This window comes from Cupriavidus taiwanensis LMG 19424, from assembly GCF_000069785.1.
GTDB lineage: Bacteria > Pseudomonadota > Gammaproteobacteria > Burkholderiales > Burkholderiaceae > Cupriavidus > Cupriavidus taiwanensis.
This window is the reverse complement of record NC_010530.1, coordinates 745,671-767,178: the sequence shown is the minus strand read 5'-3', so window position 1 is coordinate 767,178 and position 21,508 is coordinate 745,671. Positions and strand designations below refer to the sequence as shown.

At 64.5% G+C, this 21,508-nt stretch carries 19 protein-coding genes and 2 pseudogenes; 14 read left to right on the top strand and 7 right to left on the bottom strand.

Features of this window, described 5'->3' with window-relative positions:
• The first annotated feature begins 5 nt into the window (after positions 1-5).
• From RALTA_RS19160 to RALTA_RS19150, 3 genes are all read left to right on the top strand, one after another.
• Complete coding sequence (locus tag RALTA_RS19160; protein ID WP_041232482.1) at positions 6-1,040, top strand: Bug family tripartite tricarboxylate transporter substrate binding protein; 1,035 nt, start codon at positions 6-8, stop codon at positions 1,038-1,040.
• A gap of 335 nt (positions 1,041-1,375) precedes the next feature.
• On the top strand, positions 1,376-2,533 hold the full coding sequence (locus RALTA_RS19155) for an MFS transporter (RefSeq protein ID WP_012355544.1): 1,158 nt from the start codon (positions 1,376-1,378) through the stop codon (positions 2,531-2,533).
• 190 nt (positions 2,534-2,723) lie between these two features.
• On the top strand, positions 2,724-4,742 hold the full coding sequence (locus RALTA_RS19150) for an alkaline phosphatase D family protein (protein WP_012355543.1): 2,019 nt from the start codon (positions 2,724-2,726) through the stop codon (positions 4,740-4,742).
• Positions 4,743-4,752: 10 nt separating this feature from the next.
• On the opposite strand, the gene RALTA_RS19145 is transcribed toward RALTA_RS19150, so the two are convergent.
• The gene (locus RALTA_RS19145; RefSeq protein WP_012355542.1) at positions 4,753-5,682 is read right to left on the bottom strand and encodes a 2-hydroxyacid dehydrogenase; all 930 of its coding nucleotides are present in this window, start codon (positions 5,680-5,682) and stop codon (positions 4,753-4,755) included.
• A gap of 2 nt (positions 5,683-5,684) precedes the next feature.
• Positions 5,685-6,467 (bottom strand): class II aldolase/adducin family protein, encoded by a 783-nt coding sequence (locus RALTA_RS19140; protein WP_012355541.1) that lies wholly within the window; start codon positions 6,465-6,467, stop codon positions 5,685-5,687.
• 113 nt (positions 6,468-6,580) lie between these two features.
• Here RALTA_RS19140 and RALTA_RS19135 point away from each other — a divergent pair, with 113 nt between their 5' ends.
• Positions 6,581-7,297, top strand: a complete 717-nt coding sequence (locus tag RALTA_RS19135) for a Crp/Fnr family transcriptional regulator (RefSeq protein ID WP_232347858.1) — start codon at positions 6,581-6,583, stop codon at positions 7,295-7,297.
• A gap of 155 nt (positions 7,298-7,452) precedes the next feature.
• Positions 7,453-7,863, top strand: a complete 411-nt coding sequence (locus RALTA_RS19130) for a hypothetical protein (RefSeq protein ID WP_012355539.1) — start codon at positions 7,453-7,455, stop codon at positions 7,861-7,863.
• 74 nt (positions 7,864-7,937) lie between these two features.
• Here the strand turns inward: RALTA_RS19130 and RALTA_RS19125 are convergent, their stop codons facing one another.
• The gene (locus RALTA_RS19125) at positions 7,938-8,834 is read right to left on the bottom strand and encodes a LysR substrate-binding domain-containing protein (protein WP_012355538.1); all 897 of its coding nucleotides are present in this window, start codon (positions 8,832-8,834) and stop codon (positions 7,938-7,940) included.
• A 112-nt stretch (positions 8,835-8,946) separates the two neighbouring features.
• Here RALTA_RS19125 and phnA point away from each other — a divergent pair, with 112 nt between their 5' ends.
• Positions 8,947-10,167, top strand: coding sequence for a phosphonoacetate hydrolase (gene phnA / locus RALTA_RS19120; protein WP_012355537.1), 1,221 nt, complete (start codon positions 8,947-8,949; stop codon positions 10,165-10,167).
• Positions 10,168-10,259: 92 nt separating this feature from the next.
• Here phnA and RALTA_RS19115 read toward each other — a convergent pair.
• Positions 10,260-10,511: pseudogene (locus tag RALTA_RS19115) on the bottom strand (acetate--CoA ligase); the annotation flags it as partial.
• 315 nt (positions 10,512-10,826) lie between these two features.
• Here RALTA_RS19115 and RALTA_RS19110 point away from each other — a divergent pair.
• On the top strand, positions 10,827-11,150 hold the full coding sequence (locus tag RALTA_RS19110) for a hypothetical protein (protein ID WP_012355536.1): 324 nt from the start codon (positions 10,827-10,829) through the stop codon (positions 11,148-11,150).
• 176 nt (positions 11,151-11,326) lie between these two features.
• On the opposite strand, the pseudogene RALTA_RS19105 reads toward RALTA_RS19110, so the two are convergent.
• The 3 genes and pseudogenes from RALTA_RS19105 to RALTA_RS19095 form a co-directional block, all read right to left on the bottom strand.
• A pseudogene (locus RALTA_RS19105) lies at positions 11,327-11,617 on the bottom strand (TolC family protein); the annotation flags it as partial.
• Positions 11,618-11,887: 270 nt separating this feature from the next.
• Positions 11,888-13,162 (bottom strand): MFS transporter, encoded by a 1,275-nt coding sequence (locus RALTA_RS19100; RefSeq protein WP_012355534.1) that lies wholly within the window; start codon positions 13,160-13,162, stop codon positions 11,888-11,890.
• A gap of 195 nt (positions 13,163-13,357) precedes the next feature.
• Complete coding sequence (locus RALTA_RS19095) at positions 13,358-14,389, bottom strand: alpha/beta fold hydrolase (RefSeq protein WP_081479501.1); 1,032 nt, start codon at positions 14,387-14,389, stop codon at positions 13,358-13,360.
• 96 nt (positions 14,390-14,485) lie between these two features.
• Between RALTA_RS19095 and RALTA_RS19090 the strand changes: the two genes are divergently transcribed.
• The 7 genes from RALTA_RS19090 to RALTA_RS19065 all read left to right on the top strand — a co-directional run bounded on the left by RALTA_RS19090 (position 14,486) and on the right by RALTA_RS19065 (position 21,457).
• Positions 14,486-15,535: an AraC family transcriptional regulator gene (locus RALTA_RS19090; RefSeq protein ID WP_012355532.1), complete on the top strand. Its 1,050-nt coding sequence runs from the start codon at positions 14,486-14,488 to the stop codon at positions 15,533-15,535.
• Between the two features lie 202 nt (positions 15,536-15,737).
• Positions 15,738-16,697, top strand: a complete 960-nt coding sequence (locus RALTA_RS19085; RefSeq protein WP_012355531.1) for a TauD/TfdA dioxygenase family protein — start codon at positions 15,738-15,740, stop codon at positions 16,695-16,697.
• A 172-nt stretch (positions 16,698-16,869) separates the two neighbouring features.
• Positions 16,870-17,349 carry a 2,4'-dihydroxyacetophenone dioxygenase family protein gene (locus tag RALTA_RS19080; RefSeq protein WP_012355530.1) on the top strand — a complete coding sequence of 160 codons (480 nt, stop codon included), beginning with the start codon at positions 16,870-16,872 and terminating at the stop codon, positions 17,347-17,349.
• Positions 17,350-17,629: 280 nt separating this feature from the next.
• Positions 17,630-19,306 (top strand): 3-(methylthio)propionyl-CoA ligase, encoded by a 1,677-nt coding sequence (locus tag RALTA_RS19075; RefSeq protein WP_012355529.1) that lies wholly within the window; start codon positions 17,630-17,632, stop codon positions 19,304-19,306.
• 241 nt (positions 19,307-19,547) lie between these two features.
• A complete protein-coding gene (locus RALTA_RS19070; RefSeq protein ID WP_012355528.1) occupies positions 19,548-19,817 on the top strand; it encodes a hypothetical protein in 270 nt (89 codons plus the stop codon).
• 8 nt (positions 19,818-19,825) lie between these two features.
• Complete coding sequence (locus RALTA_RS30335) at positions 19,826-20,044, top strand: hypothetical protein (protein WP_012355527.1); 219 nt, start codon at positions 19,826-19,828, stop codon at positions 20,042-20,044.
• A gap of 135 nt (positions 20,045-20,179) precedes the next feature.
• On the top strand, positions 20,180-21,457 hold the full coding sequence (locus tag RALTA_RS19065) for a patatin-like phospholipase family protein (RefSeq protein WP_012355526.1): 1,278 nt from the start codon (positions 20,180-20,182) through the stop codon (positions 21,455-21,457).
• Positions 21,458-21,508 lie beyond the last annotated feature (51 nt).

The following is a 21,508-nucleotide window of genomic DNA, read 5'->3' as shown; positions in this document are numbered from 1 at the left end:
ACACCATGGAAGCTGCCGTGCCACTCAGCACCGTTGCCGCTGCGGCAACACCACTGACGGACCCGCGCCGGCGCGCGCTGCTGCGCGGGCTCATCGCACTTGGCATGGGCGCCGCGGCCAGTCCGCTGCACGCCGGCAACGGCTGGCCGGCCCGGCCGATCCGGCTGGTAGTGCCGGCTCCGCCGGGCGGCGGCACCGACCTGTTCGCGCGCACGCTGGCGGCATCGCTGGGCCAGGCACTGGGCCAGACCATTGTGGTCGACAACAAGCCGGGCGCGAACGGCATCATCGGCAATGATGCCGTGGCCAAGGCCAGCCCCGACGGCTACACGCTGCTGTTCACCTACGCCGCCGCGGTGGTGATCAACCAGACCCTGCAGCCGAAGCTGGCGTATGACGGGCTGCGCGACCTGCTGCCGGTGGCGCAGATCGGCGCGGGCGGCAATTTCCTGGTGGTGACGCCGGACTTCCCGGCACGCACGCTGAAGGCATTCGTCGAGGAGGTACGCAAGCGCCCGGATGCCTGCGACTACGGCTCATGGGGCATCGGCTCGGGCGGCCACCTGACCATGGCGGCGCTCGCCATGCAGACCGGCATCCGGCTGCGCCACGTGCCGTACAAGGGCGTGGCGCCGATCCTGGCCGACCTGCAGGGCGGCGTGATCAACGCGGCGTTCGTCGATACCTCGTCGTCGCTGCCGCTGATCCGCGCCGGCAAGCTGCGCGCGCTGGCGGTCAGCGGCACGCGCCGCGCGCCGGCCACGCCCGAGGTGCCGACCATGACCGAGCAAGGCTATCCTTTCGACACCGACAGCTGGTATGGCCTGTTCGCGCCCGTCGGCACCAGCGCCGCGATCGTGCAGCGGCTCAATGCCGAGGTGAACCGCCTGCTGGCGAACGCGCCCATGCGCGAGCGCTTCCTGCAGTTGAACATGGGCATGGCGCCACCGAAGACCGCGGAGCAGTTCGCGCAGACCGTGCGCGCGGATGTGGGGGTGTGGGGCAAGGTGATACGGGCGAACAATATCAGCGTCGACTGACGGCGGCGCCTGTCCCGGAAACCGTTTGCCAGGCAAGTAGATCCCACTCCGTCATTCCCGCGAAGGCGGGAATCCAGCGACTTTGAGAAGCGCTAGCGCTTCAAAGCCACTGGGTCCCCGCCTACGCGGGGACGACGTGTCGGTGCTTGAGCCAAGTCAGCATCGCAGATGCAGCCATCTCTCCCGCAGGCCGGAGAGGAAAGCAAAGCCTCTTGCCCGTTCGCCGCGACTGTCGTATGGTGGCCGCTCCTGGGATAACCGAAGCCCCGCCTCGAAACCCGCCGACCCACGGCCGCGATGCAATGCCGCGGCCGTCCAACCGACGGGAGTCCATCATGGACAGGCGCATCTATCTGCTGACGGCAACGGTATTCCTGGCCGGCATCGCCGAGAACATCTGCATCGGCATCCTGCCTTCGCTCAGCACCGGTCTGGGCGTGTCGCTGGCGACCGCCGGGCAGCTCACCACCGTTTTCTCCGCCATCTTTGCCCTCACCGCCCTGCTGGCTTCGGCGCTGCTCACGCGCGGCGACCGCAAGACGCTGCTGCTGGCCGCGCTCGGCGTATTCGCGCTCAGCAACGGCGTGGCCGCTGCCAGCCCCGGCTACGCCTTGCTGTTCGGCGCGCGCGTGCTGATGGCCGCCAGCTGTGCGCTGGTGATCCAGCTGGCGGTGATGCTGGCCACCGCGCTGGCGACACCCGCGACGCGCGGCCGCGCCATCGGCCTGGTCTTTGTCGGCATCAGCGGCTCGCTGGTGCTGGGCGTGCCGGCCGGCATGGTGCTGGACCAGTGGGCCGGCTGGCGGGCGGTGTTCGGCACGCTCGCGCTGCTGGCGCTGTTGCCGGCGGCGCTGCTGTGGCGCGGCCTGCCGCGCTCGCCGTTGCAGCGCACCGCCTCGCTGCGCGCGTACTGGCAGGCGCTGGCCGATGCGCGCGGGCTGTGCGCGCAGCTGGTGTCGGTGGCGATGATCGGCGGGCATTTCACGCTCTTTGCCTACCTCAGTCCCTATTTGCAGGCGCACCTTGGCGCCGATGCGCGCGCGCTGACCGCCTGCTACGCAGCCTTCGGCGTGGCAGGCGTGACCGGCGCCTGGCTGGGCGGCTGGTGTTCGGACCGCATCGGCGCCTGGCGCGCGCTGCTGGCCTGCCCGGCGGCGTTCTGCGTATCGATGGCAGTGCTGCCGCTGGCCGCGATCTCGCCGTGGCTGCTGCTGCCCGCGCTGATGGTGTGGGGGGCGATCAGCTGGTCGGTCTCGCCGATCGTGCAGAACTTCCTGGTGCGGCAGTCGCCGGCTGATGCCGATGCGCGCATCGGCATCAACGTCGCCGCGATGCACGTGGGCGTGGCGGTTGGCGCGGGCCTGGGCGGCGTGATGGTGGACCGCGGCGCGCTGCTGCAAACACCGTGGCTGGGCAGCGCCATGGTGGCGCTTGCCTTCGGCCTGGCGCTCGCCGCCGTGCGCGGCCGCCGCTGGCGCGCCGCGCTGCCGTGAGGCGGCGGCGCCGCCGGGCAGTCGACTTCTTCCTATACCGATGTCGGAGCCTCACCGACAGCGGGCGCCCGACCCAGCCACTAGTATCGATTCAGAAAAACAGCACGCCCCACGAAGACCCGGTGCCGCAAGCGGCATCCGGGCACGGCTGCGCGCTGCATGGACTGACAGCAACAACAGGAGGAGCGCCATGGACCGCCGCCAGTTTCTCAAGTGGGGAAGCTTCCTGACCGTCACCGTTGCCACCGGCGGGCTCAGCGCCTGCGGCGGTGGCGATGACGATCCGGCGCCGGAACCGGATACCGGGAATCCCGAGAACTTCAACTTCATGCATGGCGTGGCGTCGGGCGATCCCCGTCCCGACAGCGTGATCGTGTGGACGCGGGTGGAAGGGGGCAACGGCAAGCGGCCGGTCGTGGTACGGCTGCAGGTATCGACGCAGCAGGATTTCGCGCCGCCGACGCTGCTGGTCAACCAGCCGCTGATGGCGCTGCCGGACTGGGACTACACCATCCGCAACAAGGTCACGGGCCTGAGCCCCGGCACGCGCTACTTCTACCGCTTCCTGCTGGGCAACCGCCCCAGCGCCACGGGCCGCACGCGCACCGCCGCCGCGCCGGGCACGCCGCTGTCACAGCTGCGCTTCGCCTTTGTCAGCTGCCAGGACTGGAACGCCAACCACTGGGCCGGCATGGAAGAGCTGGCGCAGCAGGACCTGGACTTCATCGTCCATGTCGGCGACTACATCTACGAAGCCGTGCCGGGCGGCTCGCGCGCCGGCAACGTCGAGGACCGCCACACCGTGCTGCAGCTGCCCAACGGCACCGCCCTGCCGGATGGCAGCGTCTACGCCACCACGCTGGACGACTACCGCTACCTGTACCGCAGCTACCGCAGCGACGCGCGCCTGCAGGCGCTGCACGCGGCCTTCCCGATGATCGCGATCTGGGACGACCACGAGTTCTCGGACAATTGCTGGCAGGACCGCCAGACCTACAACATCGCCGACGACCAGACCCCGCGCACCGCGCGCCGGCGCGCCGCCAGCCAGGCCTGGTTCGAGTTCATGCCGGCCGACGTGACGCTGGACCAGAACAACCCGTCGTTCCAGAACATACAGATCTACCGCGCCTTCACCTTCGGCAATCTCGCCACGCTGCTGATGACCGACGAGCGCCTGTACCGCGCCGACCATATCATTCCCGAGGCCTCGGTCGGCCGCTCGATCGGCAGCCTGTATTTCGTGCCGACAGCAACGCTGGCCGCGGCCGAGGCGCAGAAGATCGCGGCCGCGGGCAACGCGCTGACGCCGGTGTCGATGCTGGGCGACACGCAGCGCGCCTGGTGGCAGGACCGCATCGGCGCCGACGCGACCACGTGGAAGCTGTGGGGCAACCAGCTCTCGCTGCTGCGCATGCAGGTGGACGTGCCGCAGGCGGTGGCGCGGCTGATCGCACGGGCGCTGGTGCTGGCCAACAACGCGCTGGCCTCGCTAGAGACGGCAATCGCCAATGCACTGGCCGACGACCTGCGCGCGGCGCGCACCGCCGGCACCTATGCCAACCTCGCCTATACCGCGCTGCGCAACGTGCTGGTACAGGCCGGCATCGACAGCGCCGCGTTCGACGCCAGCATCAAGCCGCTGATCGAGGCCCGGCTGCCGGCGATTACGCTGCTCGAGCGCTTTATCCTCAATGCCGACCAGTGGGATGGCTTCAACGCCGAACGCAAGAACCTGATGGCGTTCCTGAAGACCAACGGCATCCGCAACGTGGTAGCGCTGAGCGGCGATATCCACGCGTTCTTCGGCGGACAGGTGATGGACGACTACGATGCCGCCGCTCCGGCGCCGGTGATGGTGGACCTGGTCACGGCGGGGCTGTCGAGCAACACGCTGCTCAGTTCCTTCCGCACCGTAGTCGATACCGACGCGGCCTTTGCCGCGCTGCGCGAGCTGATCTACAGCAACGTCGGCGGCACCCTCGTCAATACCTTCGATGCCACGCTGCGCGCCTTCAACCCGTGGCTGCGCCATGCCGACACCAATGCCGAGGGCTATGCGCTGGTCACGCTGACGCCGCAGAAGCTGAGCTGCACCTTCCACACCCTGAAGCCGCTCGCCGGCGGCACGGCGCCGGCGCTGCCGGCCACCGCCGGCACGCGGCTGCTGGAAGTAGCGGCAGGCACGGCCGATGTGACCGTGACCTAGCGACCGTGACTTAGTATCCGGCCTGCCGGTCGACCAGGTTCAGCAGCGCGCGCCCCTCTCGCGCGCGCCGCAGGTTGTCCAGGCATTGCCGCGCCACCAGCGGGTACGACGGATCGGCCGCGATATGGGGCGTCGCTTCGATGCGCGGATGGTTCCAGACCGGGTCGTCCGCTGCCGGCGGCTCCTTGGCGAACACGTCCAGCGCCGCGCCCGCCAGGTGGCCTTCGTCGATCAGCGCGACCAGGTCAGGTTCGACCACATGCTCGCCCCGGCCGACGTTGATCAGGTAGGCACCCCGCGGCAGGCGCGACAAGGTGCGGCGGTCGAGCAGCCCCTCGGTGCGCGGCGTCAGCGGCAGCGTGCAGACCAAGATATCGCTCTGCGCCAGCATGGCGTCCAGGCCGTCGTCGCCGGTGAAATCCGTCACGCCTGGCAGGTGCTTGGCGGCGCGGCTCCAGCCGCTGACCGGGTAGCCGATGGCGACGAACATGCGCGCCACCTCGCTGCCGATCTCGCCCAGGCCCAGCACGCCCACGCGGCACTGCGCGGCATCGCGCCCCGCGTGGCGCTTCCATTCGCCGCGGCGCTGCTGCTCGGCGTACAGGCCCAGCGACCGGGTATGGCGCAGCGCCATCGCCAGCACGAAGCGGGCGATGCCGGCCTGCTGGCCCGGATCGACGATGCGCGTCACCGGGATGTGCGCCGGCAGGTCGGGCGCGGCCAGCAGCTTGTCGACGCCGGCGGTGGCGGCGCACACCAGCCGCAGATTCGGGTAGGCCGGCACCACGCCGGGCTTCAGGCCCCACGCGATGATGGCCTCGACCTCATCCGCGACGGCGGCCTCGCGGCCGTTCCACACGGTGATGTCGGGCGCCGCTTCCCGCAGCAGCGCAGTGATGGGAACCGCCATGAACGACGGCAGGTGGACGAGGATGGCCATGGTCAGTTGCGGTAGTCGGGGTTGATGCGGTCGAGGCGGCGCAGCAGGCCGGGCCAGGCCAGGTTGGAACCCTTGCCCTTGGTGGCCTGGCGTGCCTGCTGGCCCATGTTGGCGCTGGCGGCCGGCGGCACCCGCGTCAGCGCGGTGCCGCCGCTTTGCGCCAGGATCTGGATGCGGCACGCCGACTCCAGCGTGTACATGGTCAGGAACGCATCCGCCACCGTGCGCCCGCAGGTGAGCAGGCCGTGGTTGCGCAGGATCATCTGCTTGCAGCGGCCCAGGTCGGCCACCAGCCGCGCCTTCTCGTCCTCGCGCAGCGCCACGCCCTCGTAGTCGTGATAGGCCAGCCCGGTCAGCGCGAACATCGCCTGCTGCGAGATCGGCAGCAGCCCGTCCTGCTGCGCGGACACGGCGACGCCGTGCGCGGTATGCGTGTGCATCACGCAGCCGACTTCCGGACGCGCCTCATGCACGGCGCTGTGGATGATGAAGCCGGCCGGGTTGACGTCATACGGCGTGTCCAGCACGGGCTCGCCGTGGTGGTCCACCTTGACCAGGCTCGAGGCGGTGATCTCGTCGAACATCATGCCGTACGGGTTGATCAGGAACTGGTCCGGCGCATCCGGCACGCGCGCCGAGATATGCGTGAAGATCAGGTCATCCCAGCCGAAGTGGGCCACCAGCCGGTACGCGGCTGCCAGGTCGACGCGCATCCGCCATTCGGCGTCGGAGACGCGTTCCTTTACGCGGTCTTGTGAGGTTTCGGCGAGCTGGACTTGCGCCATGTGCGGCCTCCCTGGGGCATGTGAGTGAGTCATTGAACCGCTGCATTGTCCCGGCGCGCCGGGCCAAAGTCTGTTAAGTGTTAGACAATCTCGGCTCCGGCAAGGAGGGCGATGTGAAGCATCAGGTGAAGGCCAGGATGAAGCATGCGGTGGAAGCGGATCAACCCGTGCGCGCGCTGCCGCGCAGCGTGCTGGCCAGCGGCTGGCTGCGCAACGCGCCGCCGCGGGTGCTGGATGCCGTGGCCCATGCCGCGCGCCGCCAGCGCTTCGGCGACGGCGCAATGATCTTCGCGCGCGGCGACCCGCCCACGTATTTCTGCATGGTGGTGTCGGGCCGCGTGCGCATGAGCCGGGTCAGCAGCGGCGGGCGCGAGTCGGTGTACTCGGTGATCGGGCGCGGGCGCTGGTTCGGCGAAATCTCGCTGCTCGATGGCAAGCCGCGCACGCATGACGCCTTCGCCGTCGGCAACACCGAACTGCTGGTGCTGGGCCAGCGCGATTTCCACCGCATCCTGGCCACGCACCCGGAAGGCATGCAGCTGATCGTGCAGCAGATCTGCGCGCGCCTGCGGGTGGCCTTCGACCATGCGCAAAGCGCGGCGCAGGCCCCGGTCGACGCGCGCATGGCGGCGCGCCTGCTGGAGCTGGCCGACCGCACCGATCACGTAGTGCGCATCAGCGCGGAAGAGCTGGGCGACATGGTCAGCCGCTCGCGCCAGACCGTCGCCAAGACCTTGCAGGCGTGGCAGGACGCCGGGCTGATCCGCCGCGCCTACCGCCAGATCGAACTGCTGGATCCGGCCGCGCTGAAGCGCCTTGCCAGGCGATGACGTTACGCGCTGCCAGCCCCCGCGTGCGCAAATAACCTGCCTTGGCCGCGTTGGCAAGACCGGTTAACGACCGTTGCAAAAACAAACAGAATGTCAGGTGCCCCGGCGCTACAGTGGTCATTCCTTGCCTGTAGGCGTTTCTAGGAGGTACACGAATGAAGCAACATCTGGCGAAATCCCTGGTCATGGCTGGCGCGATGATCGCGTCTTATCCGCTGTTCGCGCAGCAGGCCCAGCCGCTGCAGCCAAGCCAGCCGATGCCGATGACGCAGCCGATGCAGCCGATGCCGTCCACCCCGCCGACGCAATCCGCGCAGCCGGTGCAGGCGATGCCCGCGGCGCCGTCGGCCGCCTCGGCCCAGGTGGCGCCGGCGGCCCCGGTCCCAGCCGACAGCTATGCGCAGGCCCCCGTGCCGCCGGCACAGCCCGGCATGGCGCCGGTGCCCGCCGATCCGTCGCTGGCAGGCGGCACGGTGTCGGCAGTGGACCCCGCCAGCATGAGCTTGGCACCCGATGCGCTCGGCACGCGCCTGGGCCAGCGCAGCATGTTCCTCGACGGCGCCTGAGCGCGCGCCGGCGTGGGCCCGCAGCGCGGGCCACGCCACGCATCACGACACACACCACACGCGGGCGCCCCGCCTTACCCTTCCCCGGCAGCCGCGCCCTGCTGATGCAGCCATTCCAGGAAGGCGCGCAGATGCAGCGGCTTGTCGGCATCGCGCGGCACCAGCGCATGGTAGGTGTTGCCCGGCGCGCGGATCGCGCCGAACGGCGTAGCGATGCGTCCGCTGGCGCGGTCCGCCTCCAGCGTGGGAAAGGTGCCGATGGCAAAGCCCAGGCTGTCTGCCACCGCCTGCAGCGTGACAAAGAAATGGTCGAAGCGCAGCGTGCGCACCGGCAGCAGCGACGCATGCCCGGCCTGCTGCAGCCACGACTCCCAGCTGCCCGGCCGCGTTTCCGTATAGAGGAAGACGCCCTCCACCAGGTCTTCCACGCCTTGCAGCGGCAACTGCCGCAGCAGTGCCGGACTGGCGATCACGGTCTGGTACTCCGAGAAGACCGGCACCGATTCGAACTGCTCGCCGCGCTCCAGCGAGCGCCGTATGGCCACGTCGAAGGTTCCGTTGAAGCCTGCTTCATTGCTGAAGGCGGTCGAGACGCGCACGTCGACCTCCGGCTGCGCGCGCCGGAAGTCATCCAGCCGCGGGATCAGCCAGCGCATGGCAAAGGTGGCCGGCGCGTTGACGCGCACCACCTTGCGCGTGGCGATGCGGCCATAGCGCTCGGACGCGGCGCTGATCTGGTCGAACGCCGTGCTGATCTCGCGCGCGAACGCCTGCGCGTGGACGGTCGGCACCATGCGCTGGCCCTGGCGGATAAACAGCGGCTGCCCCAGCCATTGCTCCAGGATCTCGATCTGCCGGCTGACCGCGCCATGGGTCAGGTGCAGCTCGCGCGCGGCGGCCGAATAGCTGCCGGCGCGGGCGGCCACCTCGAAGATCCGCAGGGCGTTGAGCGGGGGCAGCTTGTGCGGCATTGTGAGATTTCCTGACAGAAACTGGAAAATAAACTCGTTTGTGAGAGTTTATCGCTTAACTTAGCATGGGTCTCAGTCAAATTCCTTCACAAACCCTGCACCAAGAGACCTCATGAGCACCCAGATCCAGGCCAACGGCCATACCTACCAGCTTCCCGCCCGCCCCACCGTCATCGTCTGCATCGACGGCTGCGAACAGGAATACATCAACCTTGCGGTGCAGGCCGGCGTCACGCCCTTCTTCGCCAGCCTGGCCAAACGCGGCACCGTTCTGACCGGCGACTGCGTGGTGCCGTCCTTCACCAACCCCAACAACCTGTCCATCGTGACCGGCGTGCCGCCGTCGGTGCATGGCATCTGCGGCAACTTCTTCTACGACACCGAAGCCGGCGCCGAGGTGCTGATGAACGATGCCCGCTACCTGCGCGCGCCCACGGTGCTGGCCGCCGCGGCGCAAGCCGGGGCAAAGGTTGCCGTGGTCACCGCCAAGGACAAGCTGCGCGCATTGCTGGGCCACGGCCTGCAGGGCATCTGCTTCTCGGCGGAGAAGGCCGACCAGGCCAACCTCGCGGAAAACGGCATCGACGACGTGCTGCGCAAGGTCGGCATGCCGCTGCCGTCGGTCTACAGCGCGGACCTGTCCGAGTTCGTGTTTGCCGCCGGCGTGGCGCTGCTCGAAACCGAGCGGCCGGACCTGATGTACCTGTCCACCACCGACTACATCCAGCACAAGCACGCCCCCGGCACGGCCGGCGCCAATGCCTTCTACGCGATGATGGACAGCTATCTGCAGCGCCTGGACGCGCTGGGCGCAGTCATCGGCGTCACCGCCGACCATGGCATGAACGCCAAGACCGATTCGCTCGGCAAGGCCAACATCCTGTTCCTGCAGCAGGTGCTCGACGAGCGCTTCGGCACCGATACCACCCGCGTGCTGCTGCCAATCACCGATCCCTATGTCGCCCACCACGGCGCGCTGGGTTCCTACGCGACCGTGTACCTGCCGGCCGGCACCGACCAGCGCGCCGTGCATGAGGCCATCGCCGCACTGCCCGGCATCGAACTGGTGCTCGACAAGCGCGCCGCCAGCGAGCGCTTCGAGCTGCCGCCCGACCGCATCGGCGACCTGGTGGTGGTCAGTGAACGGCTGACGGTGCTCGGCACCACGCCGGCACGCCACGACCTGAGCGGCCTCGATGCCCCGCTGCGCTCGCACGGCGGGCTGTCGGAGCAGAAGGTGCCGCTGCTGTTCAACCGCAAGGTCAGCGTGCCGGCCGGCCAGCGCCTGCGCAACTTCGACATCCTGCGGCTGGCGCTGAACCACGCAGATTAAGGCGGGTGCGTGCCGGGAAGGCCGGCACGCTTTAAGTAGCGTCGCGGCGCGCCCCGACTGCGCGCGCCGCCTCTCCAGCGTGCCTGGCCAAGCTGCTCGCGGATCGAGACGTCGCCGGCCAGATACAGCTTGCCGCCCAGCTCTTCGGGGAAGTCGCCCTTCCTGAAGCGCTCCGGATCGCCCCAGATGGTGTGGATCATCGCCGGCCACGGGCGCTTGATCACCAGGATGCCGCCGTTGCCGTAGGGCACGTCATGGCCGATCTCGTCGACGATGGCGGCCATGATGCCCGGCAGCGGCAGCGTGCACGACCCCGGCACCAGCGGCGTCGCGCCCGGCAGCGGGACATGGTATGCCTATGAACGTCGAGCCGCTCGTCCGAAGCCATTAGCCTTGCACTTGGCGGAGAGGCTCATTACGCGCCTAGCCTCGATACGCCGATGCGGCAGTACGCCGGCATAGCCCGCGGCCAATGACTCGTTTTCGTTACCTTCGGCGCCGGCGCGGTACAGGCATTGCCGTTGCGGACAAGCACAGCGCGACCTATTATGGGGAGGCAGCCCGTCGCGGTTAGCCTCGGGCAGGGCCAGTTAACGGCAGGTCGCCCCCGCCAGTCGGGTACTACGCTTGAGCGAAGTTGATCCTCACGGGAGAAAGAAATGAGAGCGAGTATTATCGCGGTAGTTGCGGCCTTCGGAGCATCGCTATCACTGCCCGGCTACGCGCAAAAGTCAGTGGATCCTTATACGCAGGGGGCCAAGGGAAAAGCGGATCCATATACGGACGGTGCGAAAGCCGGGAAATTCGACCCATATACGGAAGGCGCCAAGACGTCGACCCGTACCGACCTGGCGCCGGCCCAGAAGCCCGACCCATACACTGACGGCGCGCGGGCCGGCAAGGCTGATCCCTTTACTGACGGCGCGAAGGCAGGCAAGGCTGATCCGTTCACCGACGGCGCCAATAGCGGCAACAAGCAGTAGCGTAACGCTTCAACCGCATAGCCTTTCCGGTCCGCCTGGGAACATCCTTGTAAACAGTAGCCCCTCGCATACAGAGGGGCTATTTTCGCTTCAGACCTCCAGCAGTCCATTCCGGCGCCGATGCCATCGCGGTGCCCTCAGTAAACATACGACAGCCAGCTCATCACGTACAGGAAGGCGCGGCCGAGCGAGTATGCATCCTGCTGCGCCGCCAGCGCGCGCTGCGCGTCGAGCGCGGGCTGGAAATCGGAATAGCCTTCGCGATAGAGCGAGTTGGCCAGCGACAACGAACGGTTGGCGGCGACGGTGCCTTCGCGCAGGATCGTTTCGCGCTCCAGCGATTTGAGCAGGCCGCTGGCGGCATCGTCGGCTTCGCGCGCGGCCTGCCGCACCGCGTCCTGGTAGGCCACGATCAGCTGCTGCAGGCGCGCGTCCTGCACCCGCACGTTGTTGGTAGTCCGGCCCCACGTGCGCGCACGCGCTGCACAGCGCGCCGGTCAACAGCAGTAGTTTCGCCCAGTTGCGGGCATGCATAGGCAAGCCGGCCTGCCCTATTCGGCGGTCTGTTCGATCGATTCAAAAGTCGTAGAGGCGCTGCCCGACGAACGGCCACGCCGCGACCGACTCCGCCGGCATCGGGATACGCAGCCGGTCGTCCCTGACCAGGAATCAGTCACGCAGCCTGGCATGTCACTCACGCCATGTACTGGCAGTCAGTTCCGCATTGACACGAACAGTCATTTGTTGCCGCGCATATAACGCACGCCGATTAACAGGACGACAGCCGATGCGATCCCTGCGATTGGCAATAGCTGCAGCGCCGGTGCCAGGCCCAATCGATCTGCCAGCGCTCCGGTGACGATGGAGCCGGGCGCCAGGCCGAGGATATTGAAGGCGAGCGCAAGCGTCGCCATGGCGGTGCTGTGAATCGCCTTGGGCGTCAGCTTCGCGACCATGGCGCCGCTCGGCCCTACAATGCCCGCGCTGAAGAACAGGCCCAGAGCAATGAACACCAGTTGGGTGATTCCGGTAGGAAGCTGAAAGGCTGTAAGGAGCAGTATTGCGCAGGCCAGGTTGAAAGCGATCGTCAGGAACATCTTGCGTCGCGGCGAATCGCGGCCCACACGGTCGACCAGCGCGCCGCAAAGCGGCATGCCGCATGCACCGCAAAGGACAAAGATCGCTGCCACCCCACCGGCCTGGCTCAACGGCATGTCATAGGCTCGATTCAGGAAGCTCGGTAACCAGGCAAGCATGCCGCCGTTGATGAATAGCTGCAGGCCGCTTCCGATATAGACGCAAATCAGAGCGGGGGATGAGAACAGGTCTCTTAGCACACGCTTGACTGGCGGCCGCGCAGACGAATGATTGCCGGCAGAGCCGCCAGTCTCCCCTTCAATGCGTGAGGGACTGGCAACCAGCATATAAAGCAGGGTCAGGACAATGCCATAGACTGCCATGCCGACGAAGGCACTGCGCCAGCCGAAATGGCTTGCCAGTGCGCCGCCCATGCCGATCCCCATGACCGAGCCGACCATGCCGCCAGCCATGAAAGCGCCGGTGACCGTGGACGTGTACCGCGGTGGGAAGATGCTAATAAGGATGGCCACGCCGACGCTGGCGTAGGCCGCTTCCCCAACGCCGACGAGAAAGCGGGCCGACAGCAAGGTGAAGTAGTTGTGCGACAGGCCACAGAGCAGGGTCGCGACGCTCCAGAGCGCCGCCATCACGATGACGCTTCGTACTCGTCCCCATCGGTCCGCGGCCAACGACAACGGGAAGGCCAGCAAACCAACGGCCAGTGAGACGATGCCGCTGAGTGTGCCAAGCTGGGTATCAGACAATCCCCATTCGGCCTTGATCTGGGGAAAGACTGCGTTCAGTACCTGCCGCGACATATAGTCGGACAGGATCAGGCCGAAGGTCAGTGCGAAGATGACCCATATATAGCCACGCGATAGGCGCTGTTGCGCACCTTGGTAGCTTGCTGTTTCCGGAATATTGAGGGCCACGGTATTGTCTCCATTCTTAGGTGCAACGCTATCTGTCGTAGCGTTCCTTGTGGCCATTGCGCGCACGGCACAGTGGCGGGGTTGCTAACGATTGCCCGGCTTCCCTGGGGAGCCTTGGGCATTCATCAGTTCAGTCGAGGGCCTCGCCTGAAAGAGAGGGCCCATAATGAGAGAGAGGGGGCTGCACCGGGACGCTCAGTCCTCTAGCTGCCCCAGGAATTCGAGGAGCAGTTCGTTGACTTGCTCTACGCTTTCCTCCGCTGCACTGTGGCCCACGCCGGAAAGCAGAACTTTTTTCCGCAGCCCGGGCAGATACACGTCAAGCTGGTCATAGAGATCGCCTACCAGCTCAAGCGATGGGTCGGCAGCACCACCAATAAACATGCTCGGCTGGCGTACTACGGCGCCATCGAGGAACGACGTGATTTCCCAGCTCCGATCGCGACAGCGGTAGTAATTCAAGGCACCGCTAAAGCCGGTGCGGGTATATTCGTCCACGTAGTAGTCCAGCGCGCGTGCGCTCAACCACTCGGGGAATTCTTTCGGCTCTGTGAAGGCGTTAAGAATGCTCTCGCCCGGCTCGATCAGCATGCGCCACCGTTCGGCGCCAGTGGCACTCCCCGAAATCGAGTAGAAGATGCTGCGCAGCGTCTTGCGCGGATTACCCGACAATTCGCGGTCCGGCTTGCCGACCTGCTGGAAGTACATGTGGTGGTACACCTTGCCCTTGGCCATGGCCTGCCAGCCGACGCTGGGTTTTACCTTGCCGCGTGGCGGTACCGGGGTATTCAGCATGGCTAGGGCACGAAACAGATCCGGCCGGAGCATGGCGGCCGTCTGGGCAACCCACGCGCCGAGGTCGTGCCCCACGATCACGGCGGACCTCTCACCCAGGGCCTGCATCAACCCGACCATATCGCCGGCTGCCTGACTCATGTCATAGGCTTCGATGGCATCGGGGCGGTCGGTTTGGCCAAATCCCCGTTGGTCGGGCACTACGACCCGGTAGCCGGCGTTGACAAAAGCCGGGATCTGCCGCCGCCACATGTACCACAGATAGGGAAAGCCATGAAGCAGGATGACCAGGGGGCCCTCCCCCTCGTCAACGTAGTGCATGCGGATGCCGTTCACGTCGGCGAAGCAGTGAGTGAACGCTTGTGGATCGTCGAGGTTAATCCCTGCCCAAGACTGGCCTTGATCGCAGTGGATTGCTGTGCCCTTAGTCATTGTCTCCCTCCGTTTCAAAGTTTTCGATAACTAAGGTACTTGCAAAGCTGCCAACTATACTAAGCCCGATGGGACAAATTCTTAGGAGTCTGGGACATGGCTGCTGGCAGGCACAATTTGACCAGGGGGGCCACACTGACCGACTACGAGCACATCGCCCGAGCCGTCGGCCTGGATCCGTTCCGGATGTTGCGGCTGGCGAAGATACCGGCGAAGGCGCTCGACGATCCGAACCTCATGATCAGTGCCGATTCGGTCGCCTGGCTGCTCGAAGAGTCAGCGCGCGTGTCCGGGCAGGAGGCATTTGGCCTGCTGCTGGCAGAAAGAAGAAGCCTGGCCAACCTCGGCATGCTGGCCATGGTCATCCGTGAGGAACCAACGCTGCGCTCGGCCATGCTGGCTGCCGCCCGGTACCTGCGCCTGCACAACGAGGGCGTGCAATTGCGGCTCGACGATGCCGGGGATCTCGGCATGCTGCACGTCGATGTGGATTTCCGACGGCCCGGCGTCTGGCGGCAGGCCATCGAGATGTCGACCGGCATTGCGCTACGGACCTTTACTGTCCTGACACGGCATACCTTCCGCCCCGTGTCCGTCAGCTTTACCCATGAGGCGCCTTCCAGCCTGGAGATTCATCAACGCGTGCTCGGCCACACTATTGAATTTTCGAATAAATTCACTGCGATCGTCTGTCGCAGTCGCGAACTGGACACGCCAATTCCGGCGGCCGCCCCGGAGTTCAGTCGGGAAGTGAAGCGGTGGCTTGACGTACAGCTAGCCAGCCTCGAGGACGATCTGACCCAGCGAGCACGCGAAGTCGCCAGGATGCTGTTGCCGACCGGACTTTGTTCGGTCGAGCGACTCGCACAGCATTTGGGTATCAACCGGCGCACACTTAACCGGCATCTGGCAAGCAGCGGCGAGAGCGCGACCACGATCATCAACGCCGTGCGGCTGGAGCTCGCCGAGGAGTACCTGACCAATAGCACGCGCAAGCTGTACGAAGTCGCCGAACTGCTTGGATTCTCCACCGCTGGTGACTTCTCCCGCTGGTTCCGTCGGGGGTTCGGCAAAACCCCATCGGATTGGGTAGCCAACTACAGGCAGAGCATGGCCACAGCCAGACACCGAGTGAACCGCGGCTGACATCACTTGAGTGCCGTTGGCCCGCGTGTCCCAATATGCTTAGCATTTGGCCCACAGGGCAAATCATGAAGGGGGCGACAAAACCTACCATAGCTGCATCCAAGTGGATTTCATCAAGCGCCGTCGATGCGCTGGCGTGCCGAGCCACCAAGGCCTGCCAACGACTCGCGCACCGCGGCCAAAACTGAGATTGGAGACAGCTATGACAGCAGCAACTACGGCGCAGAACTGCGCTACCCAAGCCTCCCCCACAGCGCCAGCCATCATCCGGACATCGGTGCGTCAACATTCGATCAAGGTGGAGCTTTGCACGCCGGCCATCGGCGCTGAACTCAGCAATATCAGCCTGGCCGACGCCGCCCAGGATCCTGACCTCATTGCCGAAATTCGGGCGCTGTGGCTAAAGCACAAGGTGCTGTTCTTCCGCGATCAGGACATCACGCCCCTGGAGCAGCAGGCGTTTGCAGCGCAATTCGGCGAACTCGAAGCGCACCCGCTTGCGCCCAGCCATCCGGACGCTAACAAGCTTCTGATGCTCTATCGGAATCTGGATCCGAACAAACAGAATTTTGTCGAGAAGATTAGCCGGGAGAATATCTGGCATTCGGACGTGACCTACAAGAAGGCCCCTCCGCGTGGAGCAGTCTTGCGCCGCGAAATGGGACCGGAAAACGGCGGCGATACCATCTGGTCCAACATGGTGATGGCCTATGAACGCCTTCCCGAGGCCGTCAAGCAACGGATTGATGGCCTGTACGCCAAGCACAGTGCCGAACATGTCTTCCTGGCCCAGTATCCGAAGGACGAGCGCCACGCCGCCGCAGCAAAGAACCCGGGCAACGAACATCCGGTCGTTCTGATCCACCCGGAAACCCAGGAAAAGGTTCTGTTTGTCAATTCGGCATTCACGACCCACTTCGTGAACTATTTCAACTTCACGGACATTCGCTACGGCCAGGACTTCATGCCCGAGTCACATCACCTGATGTACTACCTATGCTCGCAGGCCGCGATTCCGGAATACCAGGTGCGCCTGAAATGGCGCGACAACACCGTGGCCATGTGGGACAACCTGCTGTGCCAACACTATGCCGTGGCGGACTATGGCAATGCGCCGCGGAAGATGCTTCGCGCGACTCTGACAGGCACGTCCCTTTCCTGATCCGGACAGTCCCGCCGGAAAACCCCTGAGAAGTCCGCCAGCCAACCCATGGCGGCGGCAACAGCGCCTCACCCGGAACCATTTCGAGGAAGGATGAGGCTCCTGACCGCACGCGTGTTGCAGCACGCGGTGTATTGAAATGCCGTCATATATCAAATCACTGGAGACAGTCATGCTTTATCAACAAGTCGATACCGCAGTCATCGATGGCGAATCGCTGCCTTGGGTTCCGTTCACCCCCTATTCGGACGACGTCCTGCTGAAGTACTTCAAGCTTGACCCGATTCGCGGTGAAATCATCGTGCTGATGAAGGCGCCGAAGACCATGCAACTTCCCAAGCACCACCATTCCGGCACCGTCGTCGTCTACACGCTGGAAGGCCAGTGGAAATACAAGGAGCACGACTGGGTTGCGGGTCCTGGCAGTGTGGTATTCGAGACCGCCGCGTCCTGCCACACGCCCGAAGTCGTCAGCACGGATGAGGAAGGCGGCTACGTGGTGACGCTGGTCACCGTGATGGGTGACCTTGTTTTCGTCGATGAGAACGACAAGGTTCTGGCGATCGAGAACTGGAAGACCGCGATGCAACGCTACCTCGCCTATTGCGAGCAGCACGACATCGCGCCGAGGGATCTCACGGCGTTCAACTAAACCACCGCCCAGGGGCACCGTGGGGTCACCGCGGCGTCCCGCTGCAGCCTGATTATTCATCCTGTCCGTGCCTCAGTTCGCCGCCAGCGACGCAGCCAGGGACGATCCTTATCAACCACCAGTACCACGTCGACTGCTTGCCTGATCATGACCAGCAGCAAACCGTGGCATGCCTGAACAACGGCCCCGAGCGCTGACCGCGCGACCCGATTCGCAGCCCGGGGCCTTCTTGCCGCCAGAGTCGCATGCTGGCGGGCAACAGTAGAAACGGAATGACGCCATGAATGGCCTGATGATGCAAAAGCAGTTGTTGATCTCCTCTCTCATCGTGCACGCTGACCGGCACCATGGCGATACGGAAATCGTCTCAAGACGGGTCGAGGGCGATATCCATCGCTACACGTTCCGCGATTGCCACCGCCGCTCGCGCCAGATGGCCGGCGCGTTGACCGCCCTCGGAGTCAGGCCGTCCGACCGCATTGGCACACTGGCATGGAACGGGTATCGCCACATGGAGCTTTACTATGGCGTCTCAGGGATGGGGGCCGTCCTTCATACCATCAATCCGCGGCTGCATGAGGACCAGGTCGCATACATCGCGAACCACGCCGAAGACCAGTACATCTTCTTCGACCTGACCTTCCTGCCGCTGATCAAGGCCGTCGCCAGCCGCTGCAAGACGGTCAAGGCGTTCATCGCCATGACCGACCGTGCCCACATGCCGCAGGACGCCGGTATTGACCTCCTTTGCTATGAAGACCTGATCGAGGGAAGCTCGCCCGACTACGCGTGGCCGGATCTTGATGAACAATGCGCCAGTACGCTGTGCTACACCTCCGGGACGACTGGCAACCCCAAAGGTGTCCTGTATAGCCACCGCTCATCCCTGCTGCACACCTATGCAGCCGCGCTGCCGGATGCACTGAATTGTTCCGGACGGGACGTGATCCTGCCGGTCGTGCCGATGTTTCATGTCAATGCCTGGGGCCTTCCATACATTGCGTGCATGGTTGGGGCCAAGCTTGTCTTCCCCGGACCAGCATTGGATGGCAAATCGCTGTACGAACTACTTGAAGCCGAGCAGGTCACGCTCTCCGCAGGCGTCCCGACAGTCTGGCAAGTCCTGCTGACCCATCTGGAGCAGACAGGTCAGGAATTTTCGAGCATGGCGCGCACCATTATTGGTGGCGCGGCCTGCCCACCTGCCATGTTGCGCCAGTTTCAGGACAAGTATGGCGTGGCGGTGCTGCACGCCTGGGGCATGACCGAGCTGAGCCCGATCGGGACCGTTTGCTCGATGAAACCCAAACACTGGGAGATGAGCTACAAAGACCGTCTCACGATCCAGTCGAAACAGGGCCGTGTGCTCTTCGGCGTCGACATGAAAATCGTCGGCACGGACGGTCGCGAGTTGCCTTGGGATGGCGTAACGACCGGTGACCTGCTTGTACGCGGGCCGTGGGTCGTACGGGAATACTTCCGGAGCGAAGGTGGAAATCCACTACAACTCGATGAGCAAGCCCAGGGCTGGTTCCCGACCGGCGATGTCGCGACCATTGACGGCGATGGCTTCATGCAGATTACGGATCGCAGCAAGGACGTTATCAAGTCGGGCGGTGAATGGATCGGATCCATTGATCTGGAGAATATCGCAATGGCACATCCCGACGTCTTCCAGGCTGCCTGCATCGCCGCCAGGCACGACAAATGGGATGAGCGGCCCCTGCTGATCGTCGTCAGAAAGCCGCAGACGGACCTGACACGCGATGAGCTGCTCGCATTTTACGAGGGTAAGATTGCCAGGTGGTGGAAGCCGGACGACGTTATTTTCGTGGACGCCATTCCTTTGGGGGCAACGGGCAAGATTCTGAAGAATCGCTTACGGGAACAATTCGGAGAATATCTGCGAGAGCGAGCGGTAGTACAGTGTGCTCCGCTCGCAAAGCGGTCTGACTGATGACGTCGAACGGTTTGATGCCAAGGTGCTCCTTGATCCACCATTGCTGATGCTCGTACGTCGCGTCGTTGGTACTTCTCGGCAACACTCATTCGTGCCATCATCGGCTGCGGGAAAGGAGTGCTTTCTTTTGCCGGAGGAGGCTGGAGGAGGCTTCTTCAGGCTTGCTTTTTACGAACATGCGAAGGCAGCGTTGTGCAGCAACTAACCGCCGTCTCTACCCAGCACGGAGGAGCTGAAAATGGTCGAATCAAGAAATGGGCTTTGGAGACGGACGGGAGCACTGCTGGCCGCCGCCGGACTCCTGGCGCTATCGGGGGCAGCCCTGGCCACCAACCAATCGCAACAGCGCCAACAAGGCAGGGCCGCAAACCAGGCTGCCAAACAGGAAGCGCGCGCGGGCAAGGTCGACTGCCGGGCTGCAAACCAAAAGAGCAACTCCCAGTGCCGGCAAGACAAGCGCGACACGAAGCAGGAGGGTCGCCAGGAAAAACGGGAGATCAAGTACTAGCGCTACCGATGCTGGCCGACGAAACGATGCTACGTGTTTGTACGGTGGCGTTCTGGCGCCACCCTGTTCATGGGCAACCGTTCAACTACAGCCACTGGACTGCGCTCTCAAGCCGACGTTCGAATGTCGGCTTCTCCATGAAAGTGCCGCTTGAAAGCGGCGGCCCTTGCGAATTCCCCGGTCTGAACGGCAAGCCGATCGTCAAGCCCCTGCCCTCTTTGGAGTGAACCTCCCAGGAACATATTTCCCAAAACGTGCTTGCGCCTCGTCAGCCCAATGGAAACGTGTGCGTCGATGGACGCCATTCACGAGGCAATGGACTTGCAGGTGAAAGGCCAACCCAATGCCAGGAGGGCTAAATCATGAGCCGGTTATTCGCAGCAATGGTGTCACTTGCGGGCGTCGGCGACGCCCAACCGAACCTTAAATCCACCGTCCTCGGGCTGATTGCGGCTTCCATACTTGTCCTGCAAGGGTGCGCGACCGCGCCGGCACGCCTGTCGGCAGTCCCCCGCGAACTCACTACAAAGGCTGAAGTACCCGGCATGCCCGGCGTACGCTACGTTGCAGGGATAGATTCTCCACAACTTATGCAAGCAGCTTTTGAATCGCTTGAGCGGGAACAGGAGTACCGTGCGCGGGAGGAGCAAAAAGGGCCCATGCCTGCGGCCGTGTACGCCGCGATTTCGGGCGGCGGTGACAACGGTGCATTTGCTGCCGGCATTCTGAATGCATGGACAGAGACTGGGACACGACCGGTGTTCAAACTCGTCACCGGCATAAGCACTGGTGCCTTGATCGCGCCCTTCGCCTTTCTCGGGCCGAAGTATGATGCGACGCTGAAGGAAGTTTATACGACGCTATCCCCGAAGGACGTGATGAAACCGCGCAGCTTTCTCGGGGGCGTATTAAGCGATGGGATGGCCGATAACGCGCCACTGCTAAGGCTGACGCGAAAATCGGTGACCGAGGATCTGCTCAAGGAGATTGCCGCCGAGTACGCAAAAGGCCGCATGCTTTTGGTGGCCACTGCTGACCTCGATGCGCGCCGCGGGATTATCTGGGACATGGGCAAGATCGCGAGCTATGGTGGGCCCAGCGCTTTGGACCTGTTTGTGAAAGTTATGGTCGCCTCCGCATCGGTTCCAGGCGGCTTTCCGCCGATGATGATTGACGTGGAAGTCGACGGCAAGCCCTACCAGGAGATGCACGTTGATGGCGGTATCGTCGCGCAGGTATTTGCGTACCCGTCGGTGATCCGCGTCAAGGAGGAGGCGGCCTCAATGGGCGTCAGCCGCGAGCGCAAGCTCTATGTGATACGCAACGCCCGACTCGACACGGAATGGGCGCAAGTCGAGCGCTCCACGATGAGCATCGCCGCTCGTGCGGTCACCTCGCTGATCCAAAGCCAGGGCATCGGTGACCTTTATCGTATCTATGCCACCGCGCAGCGCGATGGCGTTGATTTCAACCTTGGCTTCATCCCAGCGAGTTTTAACGCACCACACAAGGAGGAATTCGACAACGAATACATGCGCGCCCTCTATGACACCGGTTATCAAATGGCGTTGAAGGGCTATCCGTGGGTCAAGGCACCACCTGGATTCACATTGCCAAGCACCGCGGCAGCCGCGAAATAGCACGCGCAGCAAGCGCTGAACTTTCTTTCTAATTTTAAAGGACCTAACTGA